This is a genomic window from Thalassotalea mangrovi, from assembly GCF_005116735.1.
GTDB classification, from domain to species: Bacteria; Pseudomonadota; Gammaproteobacteria; order Enterobacterales; family Alteromonadaceae; genus Thalassotalea_A; species Thalassotalea_A mangrovi.
The window spans coordinates 212,870-225,656 of record NZ_SWDB01000007.1; the positions used below are offsets into that span (position 1 = coordinate 212,870).

The following is a 12,787-nucleotide window of genomic DNA, read 5'->3' on the forward strand; positions in this document are numbered from 1 at the left end:
TGCAATGTCAAGTTTAATTTACTTTTTGTTATGTTAAGTTGATATTTTAACGTGTCATCAATGTGCTAACCTAGTACTCACAACATTACCTAGAAAGGGAAGGATGAATCATTGCAAAAAGACAACAATAAGTTGAACTGGGGCATATTGAGCAGTGCGAAAATTGCACGCCAGAAAGTCATTCCAGCGCTACAAAAATCGGACATGACAGGAACGATTACCATGGCTTCCAGAACCCCGGAAAGTGCTTTACAGTGGGCATCGGATTTAAATATTCGTGCCTGCAGTGGTGATTACCAGACTCTGCTAGAAGATCCAGACATTGATGTTATTTACAACCCGTTGCCGAATCATTTGCATGTGCCGATGACCATTGCTGCACTTGAGGCAGGTAAGCACGTGTTATGTGAAAAACCCATTGCCTTGTCTAGCCAGCAATTAGCAGAACTGACGATTGCTGCGGCGAAGTATCCACACCTTTGCGTAATGGAAGCATTTATGTATCGTCACCACCCGCGCTGGCAGATGCTCCTGGACCTGATCGAGCGTGAAAATTTAGGGGAAATAGGCTTTATGCATGTGTCATTTACCTACTTTAATCGCGATCCTGGAAATGTTCGAAATCAGGCCGACATAGGTGGTGGCGCCCTTTATGATATCGGTTGTTATTGTCTGGCTGTGTCGCGTTTATTGCTGGCGCGGGAGCCACAACGGCTGCTGGCCAGTCAACAGATTGACGCAGATTTTAACATCGACAAAATGACCAGTGGGCTTATTGATTTTGGTGCGGCTCAGGTGAGTTTCAATTGTTCGACCCAGTTGGCGGCTGGTCAGTACCTGGAAATACAATGTGAACGCGGCAGACTAAGGATTGATGACCCGTTTGCACTCGATTCAGGTGATACTGAAATCTTGTTGTATGACAACGGCCAATTGCCAGCTAAGAAAATTTCGGTGCCTTATAACGATCATTATTTAAGCCAGATAGATGATTTTTCTCAGGCAATTTTAACAGCTCAACCGGTGCCCTATGGGCTTGATGATGCCGAGGCGATCATGAGGCTGATTGAAGCGGTTCAACAAAGCCACGCGACGCAAGCCTGGGTACAGCTGAACGATAATATTTAAAAATGGCCCAGTTAAGCCTTGATGGGAATTTCTGTCATCAAGGCTTACATTTATACCAATCACATTAAATTATTACTTCACAAAAACTTTATAACTAAAAGCGGGTAGTTGCAGTCGACTATCCTTCTTTATCGTAAATGGTTTTTGGCTAAATAATTCCCGGTAGTCGCCTAGCTGAATGTTTTCTTCGAAACTCACTGATTGTTCTTTGTCTGAAAAGTTTATTACCACGAATACTTTATCTATGTCCTGCTCTCTGACAAACGAGATCACCGATTTACTGGCATTATTTGGAACCGGGATCATGGCACCACCCCAGTTACCATTCCACAGAGCTTTGTTTTTGTGTTTTAAGGTAAAGAGAGTCTGATATAAGTCGCCGATCGGATCTTCTTTCCAGACAATCAGGTCTTTCTCGAAAAATGCTAAGACTTTGTCCAATCCGGCTTCCTGGCCACTGTAAATCAATGGCATGCCCTCAGCAGTAGCGGTCAGGACGATGCTGGCCGGTAGGTAATCGCCAAACCTATCGTACATGGTTTGCTCCCAGGAGTTTTTGTCATGATTGTCGACAAAGTTCATCTTAATAGCATCACGGTCCCAGGCGTTGAGCGTTTTTGCAAAATAGTTATAAATGGCGGACGCATCCTTTTTGCCCATGGCCACTTCATGCAGGGTGTCATGTAACTGCCAGGCATAACTCATATCAAAAGCATGTTGGTGTAAATCCCTGGATTCCCACTCGGCCAGCATAAACACCGGTTTGATGGCATCGAGTTTTTTCCGGACATGCTCCCAAAAATCAATCGGGATAAACCCGGCAACGTCTGCGCGATATCCATCGATATTGGCCTCTTTCACCCAAAACTCCATCGACTCGGCCATGTACTGCCGCATGTGCGGGTTGTCAAAATCAAAATCAATAATATCCGACCAATCCCACCAGGGGGTTGGCTGAAAATTGCCATTATGATCTTTACTGTACCAGTCTGGGTTTGATTCCGTTAATGGGTTATCCCAGGCTGAGTGGTTTGCGACCCAATCGAGAATCACATACATACCCATATCGTGGGCCTTTTCAACCAGCGCTTTGAAATCGTCCATCGTGCCAAAATCCGGGTTTACTGCACGATAGTCTTTTACGGAATAGTAGCTACCGATACTGCCTTTGCGATTCTTCTCGCCAATGGGATGGATTGGCATCAGCCAGAGGATATCAACACCTAAACGTTTCAGTCGCGGCAAGTGCTCAGCGAAAGCATTGAATGTCCCTTGTTCTGTATATTGACGAATATTTACTTCGTAAATCGTGGCATTGCGAATCCAGTCGGGGTGTTGCAGTTTCACATAGGGTTCAGGTTGGTAACTGTTGTTAGCTTTAGCCGCCGCTGCCGGTAGTGAAATCGACTGGCCGACGCAGAGCAGCACGGTTAGAAGTAATGTTTTAGCTTGTAAAAATTTCATAGTAGTTTTTCATCGCATCACAAGTGTTTGATTTGATTGTAACAAGCAGGTGTTTGGTTGCAATAAACCCTCTTATTTTTAACTGGTTAGGTCGTGTATCAGCGGTCACTAACGCTTGGCCAGAATCAGGATAAGCACGCCATTATGAAAATGGCGGTGGACCAGTTTACTGCTTACCCGACAGGAAAATTCAATAAAATAATCACAACCTAGTTGTGTAGGTCTGGAGGCCGATATTCTCTCATTAACTGGCGGCAGGTTTTGCCGGGAGTGCAATTGATTTCGCATCCGCGAGGTTGAAAGTTGCAGTGACTTGTTAAAAATCTGGACGTGGACGTTATCGCGCAAACTACCTGGGAACTTTGCGATAACCTTGTAATGATCGGCAAATTCTTCAGTTGTGATATTGGGGCGTGATTGAGGCTTACTGGAAATCGCGGCCAATTCCGGCATCGCTGAACGCCAATCCCACAACTCACCACCGTTTGAAGATGTCATGTTTGCTCCTTTGCATGTTATGACTTCCGATGAAATGACATGAAACCGCTTTTTTCACTTACTTTGTTAATTTAGCAGAGAATTATTTTTTTACCTGCGCGGATATTGAAATTATCATCGCTGGTTGGAAGAACGGAGCTTTCCTGGAAGTGATCTGATCACTGTTTTGATTCGAACAATCTTTAACGTATCTAACTATAATTGCAGAATCGATGCGCGATGAGAGAGAGTTATGAAGAAAATTTTAGTGGTGGCAACCAATCATGGCACTTTGGGTGATACTAACGAAGCAAATGGAACCTATGCGCCTGAGCTGACCCACGCCCTGGAGAAATTTTTTGCCGCAGGATTTGGCTTTGATATCGCCTCAATCAAAGGAGGGGTTGCTCCCATCTACGGCGAAGATACCGAAGGGGATGCGATTAATTCAATGATCCTGTCCAGAGATGATGTTAAGAAAAAGCTGGCAAACACTCTGGTCGTTGAACAACTCAATCTTGCCGATTACGCTGCAATTTTTTATCCGGGAGGCTTTGGGTTATTGTCAGATTTAGCCACTCATAAGAAAACCGCAGGTTTGCTCGCTGACTATTATGAGAACGGAGGTGTGATTGGTGCTGTTTGTCATGGTCCGGCGGGGCTGCTTCCAGTGCAGCTAGGCAATGGCGAATCGTTGCTGAGCAAGCACATGGTCACTGGCTTTACCCGGGAAGAAGAAGTTGAATTTGGCACGATTGAGAAAATCCCATTCTTGTTGGAAGAGTCTTTGACACGCAGTGCCCGTAAATACATCAAGCGCGCGCCCTGGACGGAAAATGTGGTGGTCGATGGACGGCTGATCACCGGGCAAAATCCAGCATCCGCTTCCGGCGTCGGGGAAGCAATCGTTAACCAACTTCTCAATTGAACTACGCCTGATCAGTTATACTGAATTTATTGCAAGGTGAGTTATCCGTGCTCATCTGTGCCAACTATGCCAATAGTGAGTCTTATAGGAGGTTGTCATGGCCCTGGAGCATGATTTGATTGAACAATTGGTCGCCGAGCATTTACAACTTACGCAAAGAGCCGAACAGGCCATGCTGAACGGGCATCCACAGGAATGTGAGGATTGCCTCAGTCAGGCAGAGCAAATATGGCAGTACCTGGAGGCTGCAGAAGTTGAGCAAGGACACAGTTAAGCCAGGGACAATACGTTAAGCTGAAACAATGATGCTCGAAATTCAGCAGGCTTTGCCGCTCAATTAGATTTGCCGCTGTAATAGATTCGGATGTCTGTTAGATCCGACACCTGTAACGTTTCAAGTGTCGTAGTAATGACTACAACTCTGCGACCCGCTTGCACATCAGCAAGTATTCGTGACGATTCAAACTCGGGCGGTTTTTCACTATCGCGCCTGGCAAATTCGTAAAATCGTTCCGATAACAGGGGATCCCGATAGACTACATCGGCGACCTGCATGGCCTGATACGCCGATAATGTCAGCAGGTCAGGGTTATTGTCACTGGCAACGACGAGCGTAAGGCTGCCGGGAGCTTGCCGTTGCGAATGTTTATCCTGGGCGATGTGTTGCAAGCGCTGCTCAAATTGTTGTTCAGCACCTTGCTGTTTGCCGCTGACAATAAGCTTCGCTATTTCTCCGGACAAAACCTCCTGCCAAAACGCTTTTCGGGCAGCAAAATCTTCAATGCATTGATGTACCCGGTGACGACGACTGCGGCAAAACTCGGCAAGCTGGCCGTAGTGACTGGGTAATGTCTGCTCTATCTGGCTCTTCAGCATTTGCAATAGAATAGGAGCGCTGCCTGAGCTGGATAAGGCTACGAGCATAGGGGCTCTATCGATAATGGCTGGGGTAATATATGTACACTGCTGAGGAGAATCGACAACGTTCACCAATATATTAGAAGCACTGGCGTCACTGTAGACAGCGGCATTGACCGTTGCATTATTAGTCGCGGCAATAACCAGGTTCGCCTGTTCGAGCGCGGCGCGGTGATAAGAACCAGCCTGCCAGGCAATGTTATGTCGTTCAATAAGTGCGGCGACAGTTGCATTCACGTGCGGCGATACAATTGTGACCCGTGCCGGCGTCTTGCTAATAAGTTCAATTTTTCTGGCAGCGACGCTGCCGCCGCCGACAATGACGACATTAAGCTTTTCAGCATCCAGGAAAATGGGGAAATATTGCATGCTGCGTCCATGATTATCAACGATGAGATAGCCTATCTTCGCAGATTTTTTCGTTTCGGCAAATAACCGGATTGCATATCATAGCTCGCGGCCCGTCAGCCAATATAATGGTCGGAGTGACAGTTATAGGATTCGTGACTCAATTGGCCTGTCGGCGATGAAACCTGTAATGCCAGGTGGAAACCGCACCAGATCGCAGTTAGCCGTGATAAACTATACCCATCAAGTCAATTAGAGAGCGAATATGCCCTGGATTCAATTAAGACTGGCAGCGAACGAAGAAACTGCTGAAAAATATTCTGACTGGTTATCCGCATGTGGTGCGCAGGCGGTTACTTTTATTGATGCCAAAGATACTCCTATTTATGAACCCTTACCGGGAGATGAAGTCACTTACTGGAGCAATACTGTGGTTATGGGTCTATATGATGCCAGCCATGATATGGAAAAGGTCATTACCTACCTGCAATCGATTCACCCGGATAAAAAGGACATGCAATATAAGCTGGAGCAGCTCGAAGATAAGGATTGGGAACGTGAGTGGATGGATAACTTTCATCCAATGAAATTTGGCCAACGATTGTGGATTTGCCCAAGTTGGCGCGAGGTACCTGAGCCGGATGCGGTGAATGTGATGCTAGACCCAGGCCTCGCTTTCGGTACCGGTACCCATCCGACTACCGCGTTATGCCTGACCTGGCTTGATGGTTTAGACCTGGCTGGCAAAACGGTTGTTGATTTTGGTTGCGGTTCCGGGATCCTATCCCTGGCGGCGCTGAAACTTGGTGCCGAGCGGGTGATAGGTATCGACATTGACCCGCAGGCGTTACAGGCGAGCAAAGCCAATGCCGAGAGAAACAATGTCGCCGATCGCTTGTTTTTGTACCTGCCAGATGAGCAACCAGAACTAAAAGCCGATATTGTCGTGGCGAATATTCTTGCCGGGCCGCTAAAAGAGTTATCACAGGTGATAACCAGTTTTGTTAAGCCCGGTGGCCTGTTGGCGTTATCCGGCATTCTTGAAGAGCAGGGGGAGTCACTTAGCCAGGTCTATGACCAATATTGCCAGATGAATCCGATGACGGTTCAGGAGGAGTGGGTAAGGTTGGACGGTATCCGTCGCTAACTGTCTGATTTCAAGAAATTTAATGAATTGTATTTTTGTACAAAAATGCAACAGTTTCGCAGCTATTTCAGCCCATCAATTCAGGTCTAACCTGTTTGCCAAAATGTCAACTATAAAAAGTACAAAAAAATAGCCATTCGTACATTTTATAGGCTTTTCATCGGCGCTAAAAACACGTAAACTTAGCGCCCTTTTGAACATGAGCTCAAAAAACCATCAACGTGAACATTGGTCCTTATCAGTTAGAAAATAATGTGATCCTGGCGCCGATGGCGGGGATTACCGATCGTCCTTTTCGACAACTTTGCTGTCGATTAGGGGCTGGTTTGGCTGTGTCTGAAATGTTGTCTTCTAATCCTAAAGTTTGGAAGTCAGACAAATCCCGATTGCGAATGCAACACGGTGATGAAGTAGGGATCCGCTCTGTACAGATTGCAGGCTCTGATCCTGAGGAAATGGCTTATGCCGCTCAGGTCAATGTCGACAATGGTGCACAGATTATTGATATCAATATGGGATGCCCTGCGAAAAAGGTAAATAAAAAGCTCGCTGGCTCAGCATTGTTAAAAGAACCGAAGCAGGTAGAACAAATCGTGAAAGCGGTTGTTGCTGCTGTGGATGTTCCGGTGACGTTGAAAATCCGTACCGGTTGGTGTGAAAACACCCGTAACGGTGTTGAGATAGCAAAAATAGCTCAAAGAAATGGAATTCAGGCACTGGCAGTGCACGGTCGTACCCGATGTGATTTTTATAAAGGTAACGCGGAGTACGATACGATAAAAGCCATAAAACGAGCCGTAACTATTCCGGTAGTTGCCAATGGTGATGTGACTTCTGCGGAAAAAGCCCTGCAGGTGTTGGAATATACTGGTGCTGATGCAGTCATGATTGGCCGCGCAGCTCAGGGACGCCCGTGGATATTTCGAGAAATAAATCATTATCTGGCAACAGGTGAAACGTTATCGCCTCCTGATGTCGGGGAAGTGAAAGCAATTTTGCTCGGGCATGTTAAGGAATTGCACAAGTTTTATGGTGAGTTTATGGGAGTAAGGATTGCTCGTAAGCACGTATCCTGGTATCTGCAGGCGCATGACCAGGCTAAAGAATTTCGGCCTATATTTAATGCTCTTGAGTTGCCGGAAGAGCAACTAAACGCATTAAATATGTTTTTTGACCAATTAACTTAAATAAGAGTCTGAACTTTATGTTTGAACAAAATATTTCTTCTCCATTTGTGATCGGTGACCAGCAAACTCAGACCAAGGCATCACCTTTGCGCTCTCAAGCTAAAATCGCGATTAAAAACTACTTGTCGCAATTAAATGGCAACGACGTTGACGATATGTACGAATTAGTACTCTCTGAAATCGAAGCACCGATGTTAGAAGAAGTAATGCAATATACTCGCGGTAATCAAACGCGCGCTGCAAACTTACTAGGCATCAACCGCGGTACTTTGCGCAAGAAACTTAAAAAGTACGGCATGAACTAATATCGCGCAGGTTCGCCTGCATTAAAAGCACCTTCGGGTGCTTTTTTATTACATGGATGTATGTATGCCCGGATAGCAGGACGCGGTACGGGTATATTTTTTGAAGCCTGCAATACTTTGCAGGCAATGAAGTAAACTATACACACATTAATCAACCTGTAATCACGGTAAAAGGTAAACAAGATTATTATGGATACTCCTCGCCCAATAAGACGCGCTCTGTTAAGTGTTTCTGATAAAACTGGCATCGTTGAGTTCGCGCGCAATCTGGCGCAACAAGGTGTAGATATCTTATCTACGGGTGGCACAGCCAAGTTGTTAGCAGACAACGGCATTCAGGTAACTGAAGTTTCAGATTACACCGGCCACCCAGAGATCATGGACGGTCGTGTAAAAACCCTGCACCCGAAAGTCCATGGCGGCATCCTTGGTCGTCGTGATCTTGATGAAGCGGTAATGAGTGAAAACAACATCCAGCCCATCGATATGGTTGTGGTGAACCTTTACCCGTTTGCAAAAACGGTTGCAAACGATGATTGCAGTCTGGAAGACGCTATCGAGAATATTGATATTGGCGGCCCGACCATGGTGCGTGCGGCGGCGAAGAACCACAAAGATGTGACTATCGTTGTTAACGCTAAAGATTACGATCGCGTATTGGCAGAAATGAACGCCAATAATGGTTCGTTAACCTATCAAACGCGTTTCGATTTAGCGATTGCAGCTTATGAGCACACGGCTAGCTACGACGGCATGATTGCTAATTACTTCGGTAAGATGCTGCCAGCTCACAATGTCGAAGATGCTGAAGCGACCAAATTCCCTCGTACCTTCAACAGTCAGTTTATCAAGAAGCAGGATCTGCGTTACGGTGAAAACTCGCATCAGCAAGCAGCTTTCTATGTAGAAGCAGAACCACAAGAAGCGTCAGTTTCTACGGCTACTCAACTTCAGGGTAAAGCCCTTTCATACAACAATATCGCTGATACGGATGCTGCGCTTGAATGTGTTAAAGAATTCGCCGAACCTGCCTGTGTGATCGTGAAGCATGCCAACCCTTGTGGTGTTGCCATTGGTGACAATATTCAGGCAGCGTATGATGCAGCATTCAAAACTGACCCAACGTCCGCGTTTGGTGGCATTATCGCCTTTAACCGTGAACTGGATGCCGATACGGCAGAAGCAATTGTTTCCCGCCAGTTTGTCGAAGTGATTATTGCGCCTTCAGTTTCTAGTGGCGCTGCACAGATTGTTTCTGCGAAACCCAATGTACGTCTGCTTGAGTGTGGTCAGTGGGAGACTCAAACCGATGGTTATGAGCTTAAGCGTGTAAATGGTGGCCTGTTAGTTCAGGATCGTGATCAGGGTATGGTAACCCTGGATGATTTAAAAGTTGTGAGTAAACGTCAGCCGAGCGAAGAAGAATTAAAAGACCTGTTGTTCAGCTGGAAAGTCGCCAAGTTCGTTAAATCTAATGCTATCGTATATGTGAAAAATCAAATGACAGTTGGTGTCGGTGCCGGCCAAATGAGCCGTGTATATTCGGCTAAAATCGCTGGTATTAAAGCTGCCGATGAAGGCTTGGAAGTCCCGGGTTCAGTCATGGCATCTGACGCCTTCTTCCCATTCCGTGATGGTATCGATGCCGCTGCAGAAGCGGGTATTACCGCCGTTATCCAACCGGGTGGTTCAATGCGTGATGAAGAAGTCATTGCCGCAGCCGACGAACACGGTATGGCCATGGTGTTTACCGGAATGCGTCATTTCCGTCATTAACCATAGTGTTATTCAGGGTCGTTGCCAGGATTGGTTGCGGCCTTGTTACTTTTCCACGTTGTTTATGCTATATACTAGTTCGCGTAACGATCTGAAATTTAACAAATGTGGAAGAAAAATATGACAATAATCAAATCCGTAGTAAAAGCTTCTCTGTTATCTGTTGCCTTGATGGGTACACTCTCCAATGCGGCATTCGCCTTTGATAAATTGGATGCGGCCATTGCTGGTGACCATCGTTCAGAAAAAAATAAAGCACGTGATGAATATCGTCACCCGAAACAAACACTGGAATTCTTCGGATTCAAAGATGATATGACCGTTGTTGAGATTGCCCCGGGCGGTGGCTGGTACACAGAGATCCTGGCTCCGGCCTTAAAAGGTAGTGGTGTCCTCTATGGTGCGCACTATCCGGATACGGGAAAGGATGATTATTACAGCCGCTCTCGTCAATCCCTTGAGAAAAAGCTTGCCTCAGATCCAGTATTTAGTGAGGTAAAACTGACCGATTTTACTCCGAAAGAGGGCAGTGAGTTAGCTCCGGCAGGTAGCGCCGATATGGTGTTAACGTTTCGCAACCTTCACAATTGGGGTGAAGCGGGCGTAAAACAGGTATTTGCCGATGCATTTAACGCATTAAAGCCTGGTGGTGTTCTTGGGGTAGTAGAGCATAGACTGCCAGAAAACCTCGAGAAGTCTGACGGCTATTACTCGCAGGCCCTTGCCATTGAGCAGGCAAAAGCGGCAGGGTTTGAATTGGCAGCAACCAGTGAAATAAATGCTAACCCGAAAGATAACGCACAACATCCTAAAGGTGTCTGGACTTTACCACCTTCATTACGTCTGGGTGAGCAGGACCGTGAAAAGTATCTTGCTATCGGGGAAAGCGATCGCATGACATTGAAATTTGTAAAGCCGGCTAAATAAGTCGGCCTGTTTTAGGAATAAGTAGTAATGAAAATTTTAGTGATAGGTAGTGGTGGGCGCGAACATGCGTTGGCATGGAAAGCGTCGCAGTCGGCCAATGTAGACAAGGTTTTTGTTGCCCCTGGCAACGCGGGTACTGCTACCGAAGCTAAGTTAGAGAATGTCGCCATTGCCGTTGGTGACATTCCGGCTTTAGTTGAGTTTGCTCAACAGGAAAAAATCGAATTGACCATTGTTGGTCCGGAACAACCTCTGGTTGATGGCGTCGTGGATGCGTTTCAACAAGCGGGCTTGACGATTTTTGGCCCGTCGGCGAAAGCCGCTCAGTTGGAAGGCTCAAAAGCATTTACCAAAGACTTCTTGGCTCGCCATAAGATCCCAACGGCAGATTACGCGAACTTTACCGAAATTGAACCGGCAATCGAATACGTCCGAAAAATGGGGGCGCCGATCGTTGTAAAAGCCGATGGCCTGGCAGCAGGTAAAGGGGTAATCGTGGCGATGACCCTGGCAGAAGCAGAAGATGCTATCAAAGACATGCTCGCTGGTAATGCCTTTGGCGATGCTGGTCATCGTGTTGTAATCGAAGAGTTCCTGGAGGGCGAAGAAGCCAGCTTTATCGTCATGGTAGATGGCAAAAATATTTTGCCAATGGCCACCAGCCAGGATCACAAACGTGCACTGAACGGTGACCAGGGACCTAACACAGGTGGTATGGGAGCTTATTCTCCGGCTCCGGTTGTGACCCCACAAATTCATGATCGAATTATGAACGAAGTGGTTATCCCTACGGTTGAAGGCATGGCGAAAGAAGATGCGCCGTATACCGGATTTTTATATGCCGGCCTGATGATTACCGCAGATGGCACTCCGAAAGTGATCGAGTACAATTGTCGTTTTGGTGATCCGGAAACACAACCCATTATGATGCGGTTACAGTCGGATTTAGTGCAGTTATGTCTTGAAGCCTGTGCAGGTAACCTTGATAAGGCAACAGCAGAATTTGATCCGCGTGCAGCTGTAGGCGTGGTATTGGCGGCTAATGGTTATCCGGCAAGTTATCCGAAAGGCGATGTTATTTCGGGTTTGAATACCAATTCATCAACAGATAGAAAAACGTTTCACGCCGGTACTGCTATGCAGGATGATAAGGTCGTTACCGCCGGAGGTCGAGTTTTATGCGCAACGGCATTGGGTAACTCAGTGACCGAAGCACAAAAATCTGCCTATCAGCTGGTAGAGGAAATCAGTTGGCAGGGTATGATTTACAGAACAGATATTGCTTATCGTGCGATAGCCCGTGAAGCATAAATACTGATAAAACTAAAAAAGGGTCCGCAAGGACCCTTTTTTATTTAAAGCCTGAAGTGTTTACCGACTTATAACTTAATCGTTGTTCTGACCTGGTTCAGGTCGCTCTTTCGCTTCCCGGACTTTTAATGTTCGTTGTTGAAACTCTGTGTCATTTAACGATTCGATCGCTCCGTCTGCATCACTGGCTGCCATTTCAACAAAACCAAACCCACGACGTTTGCCGGTTTGCTTGTCCTTCATCAGTCGCACTGAGTGAACTTCACCATGGGATGCAAATAAACTTCTAACCGCGGCTTCATTTGCACGATAGGGTAAATTACCCACGTATAACGTTTTGATCTCCTGGGTTTGTTGTTCACTCGATAACAGCTTGGCAATGAATGGCGAAACAACAGCACCAACGAATAAACCTATCGTTAAGGAAATGGCGTCTACGTTGTCAACCGCAGAGCCGATGAAATAACCAACCAATGCGCACCCTGTCGCAATGAGGGTAGATGTGAGGACTAATGGAGCTTTCATGATTATTACCTGATTATTATTGTACTTGTAATGTTCTAATCCAATCCTATGTTAACAATACCTTAACAAATGGCAATAACATTAATGAAAAACCTTAAATACAATAAGGATTTTTATGAATGTTACTCTGATTAAAAGATAGTTCTAACGATCGTTTTAGCCAACTTTAGCCGGAATTCTGCTTATTTTTGTACTCTTTTTGTTCGGTTTGTTCTGTTTTTGAGCAAACGATCGTTTTTTTGTGTTTTTTGTTGATTTGGGTGTTGACGGCGACCAGAAAATCCCTAAAATGCGCATCCACTTCCACGGCACAAGTCAACGACTAACCAGGAAGGGTTTTGAAGCC

At 46.1% G+C, this 12,787-nt stretch carries 13 protein-coding genes; 9 read left to right on the plus strand and 4 right to left on the minus strand.

Annotation, left to right across the window (positions count from 1 at the left end; translation table 11 throughout):
- Positions 1-111: 111 nt before the first annotated feature.
- The gene (locus E8M12_RS04115) at positions 112-1,128 is read left to right on the plus strand and encodes a Gfo/Idh/MocA family protein (protein ID WP_136734817.1); all 1,017 of its coding nucleotides are present in this window, start codon (positions 112-114) and stop codon (positions 1,126-1,128) included.
- Between the two features lie 72 nt (positions 1,129-1,200).
- Here the strand turns inward: E8M12_RS04115 and E8M12_RS04120 are convergent, their stop codons facing one another.
- Both E8M12_RS04120 and E8M12_RS04125 read right to left on the minus strand, forming a co-directional pair.
- Complete coding sequence (locus E8M12_RS04120) at positions 1,201-2,592, minus strand: alpha-amylase family glycosyl hydrolase (RefSeq protein WP_136734818.1); 1,392 nt, start codon at positions 2,590-2,592, stop codon at positions 1,201-1,203.
- A gap of 108 nt (positions 2,593-2,700) precedes the next feature.
- Complete coding sequence (locus tag E8M12_RS04125; RefSeq protein ID WP_136734819.1) at positions 2,701-3,090, minus strand: Hsp20/alpha crystallin family protein; 390 nt, start codon at positions 3,088-3,090, stop codon at positions 2,701-2,703.
- 232 nt (positions 3,091-3,322) lie between these two features.
- On the opposite strand from E8M12_RS04125, the gene E8M12_RS04130 reads away from it, so the two are divergent.
- Positions 3,323-3,997, plus strand: a complete 675-nt coding sequence (locus tag E8M12_RS04130; protein WP_136734820.1) for a type 1 glutamine amidotransferase domain-containing protein — start codon at positions 3,323-3,325, stop codon at positions 3,995-3,997.
- Between the two features lie 97 nt (positions 3,998-4,094).
- Positions 4,095-4,271 carry a hypothetical protein gene (locus E8M12_RS16270; protein WP_169303030.1) on the plus strand — a complete coding sequence of 59 codons (177 nt, stop codon included), beginning with the start codon at positions 4,095-4,097 and terminating at the stop codon, positions 4,269-4,271.
- Positions 4,272-4,330: 59 nt separating this feature from the next.
- Here E8M12_RS16270 and E8M12_RS04135 read toward each other — a convergent pair whose 3' ends face one another.
- Positions 4,331-5,284, minus strand: coding sequence for an NAD(P)-dependent oxidoreductase (locus E8M12_RS04135; RefSeq protein WP_136734821.1), 954 nt, complete (start codon positions 5,282-5,284; stop codon positions 4,331-4,333).
- 244 nt (positions 5,285-5,528) lie between these two features.
- Between E8M12_RS04135 and prmA the strand changes: the two genes are divergently transcribed.
- The 6 genes from prmA to purD all read left to right on the plus strand — a co-directional run bounded on the left by prmA (position 5,529) and on the right by purD (position 11,916).
- Positions 5,529-6,410, plus strand: coding sequence for a 50S ribosomal protein L11 methyltransferase (gene prmA / locus E8M12_RS04140; protein WP_136734822.1), 882 nt, complete (start codon positions 5,529-5,531; stop codon positions 6,408-6,410).
- A gap of 221 nt (positions 6,411-6,631) precedes the next feature.
- Complete coding sequence (dusB, locus tag E8M12_RS04145; RefSeq protein WP_211244977.1) at positions 6,632-7,597, plus strand: tRNA dihydrouridine synthase DusB; 966 nt, start codon at positions 6,632-6,634, stop codon at positions 7,595-7,597.
- Positions 7,598-7,614: 17 nt separating this feature from the next.
- Positions 7,615-7,902: a DNA-binding transcriptional regulator Fis gene (gene fis, locus E8M12_RS04150; RefSeq protein WP_136734824.1), complete on the plus strand. Its 288-nt coding sequence runs from the start codon at positions 7,615-7,617 to the stop codon at positions 7,900-7,902.
- Positions 7,903-8,091: 189 nt separating this feature from the next.
- Positions 8,092-9,678: a bifunctional phosphoribosylaminoimidazolecarboxamide formyltransferase/IMP cyclohydrolase gene (gene purH, locus E8M12_RS04155; RefSeq protein WP_136734825.1), complete on the plus strand. Its 1,587-nt coding sequence runs from the start codon at positions 8,092-8,094 to the stop codon at positions 9,676-9,678.
- A 120-nt stretch (positions 9,679-9,798) separates the two neighbouring features.
- Positions 9,799-10,605 carry a class I SAM-dependent methyltransferase gene (locus E8M12_RS04160; protein WP_136734826.1) on the plus strand — a complete coding sequence of 269 codons (807 nt, stop codon included), beginning with the start codon at positions 9,799-9,801 and terminating at the stop codon, positions 10,603-10,605.
- Positions 10,606-10,632: 27 nt separating this feature from the next.
- Positions 10,633-11,916, plus strand: a complete 1,284-nt coding sequence (purD, locus tag E8M12_RS04165) for a phosphoribosylamine--glycine ligase (RefSeq protein WP_136734827.1) — start codon at positions 10,633-10,635, stop codon at positions 11,914-11,916.
- 75 nt (positions 11,917-11,991) lie between these two features.
- Here purD and E8M12_RS04170 read toward each other — a convergent pair whose 3' ends face one another.
- Positions 11,992-12,441: an RNA recognition motif domain-containing protein gene (locus E8M12_RS04170; protein WP_136734828.1), complete on the minus strand. Its 450-nt coding sequence runs from the start codon at positions 12,439-12,441 to the stop codon at positions 11,992-11,994.
- Positions 12,442-12,787: the final 346 nt, after the last annotated feature.

Bases quoted from the DNA above. Each gene is read 5' to 3' on its own strand.
- E8M12_RS04120 (WP_136734818.1), bottom strand. From the start codon at position 2,592: ATGAAATTTTTACAAGCTAAAACATTACTTCTAACCGTGCTGCTCTGC.
- E8M12_RS04125 (WP_136734819.1), bottom strand. From the start codon at position 3,090: ATGACATCTTCAAACGGTGGTGAGTTGTGGGATTGGCGTTCAGCGATG.
- E8M12_RS04130 (WP_136734820.1), top strand. From the start codon at position 3,323: ATGAAGAAAATTTTAGTGGTGGCAACCAATCATGGCACTTTGGGTGAT.
- E8M12_RS16270 (WP_169303030.1), top strand. From the start codon at position 4,095: ATGGCCCTGGAGCATGATTTGATTGAACAATTGGTCGCCGAGCATTTA.
- E8M12_RS04135 (WP_136734821.1), bottom strand. From the start codon at position 5,284: ATGCAATATTTCCCCATTTTCCTGGATGCTGAAAAGCTTAATGTCGTC.
- prmA (WP_136734822.1), top strand. From the start codon at position 5,529: ATGCCCTGGATTCAATTAAGACTGGCAGCGAACGAAGAAACTGCTGAA.
- fis (WP_136734824.1), top strand. From the start codon at position 7,615: ATGTTTGAACAAAATATTTCTTCTCCATTTGTGATCGGTGACCAGCAA.
- purH (WP_136734825.1), top strand. From the start codon at position 8,092: ATGGATACTCCTCGCCCAATAAGACGCGCTCTGTTAAGTGTTTCTGAT.
- E8M12_RS04160 (WP_136734826.1), top strand. From the start codon at position 9,799: ATGACAATAATCAAATCCGTAGTAAAAGCTTCTCTGTTATCTGTTGCC.
- purD (WP_136734827.1), top strand. From the start codon at position 10,633: ATGAAAATTTTAGTGATAGGTAGTGGTGGGCGCGAACATGCGTTGGCA.
- E8M12_RS04170 (WP_136734828.1), bottom strand. From the start codon at position 12,441: ATGAAAGCTCCATTAGTCCTCACATCTACCCTCATTGCGACAGGGTGC.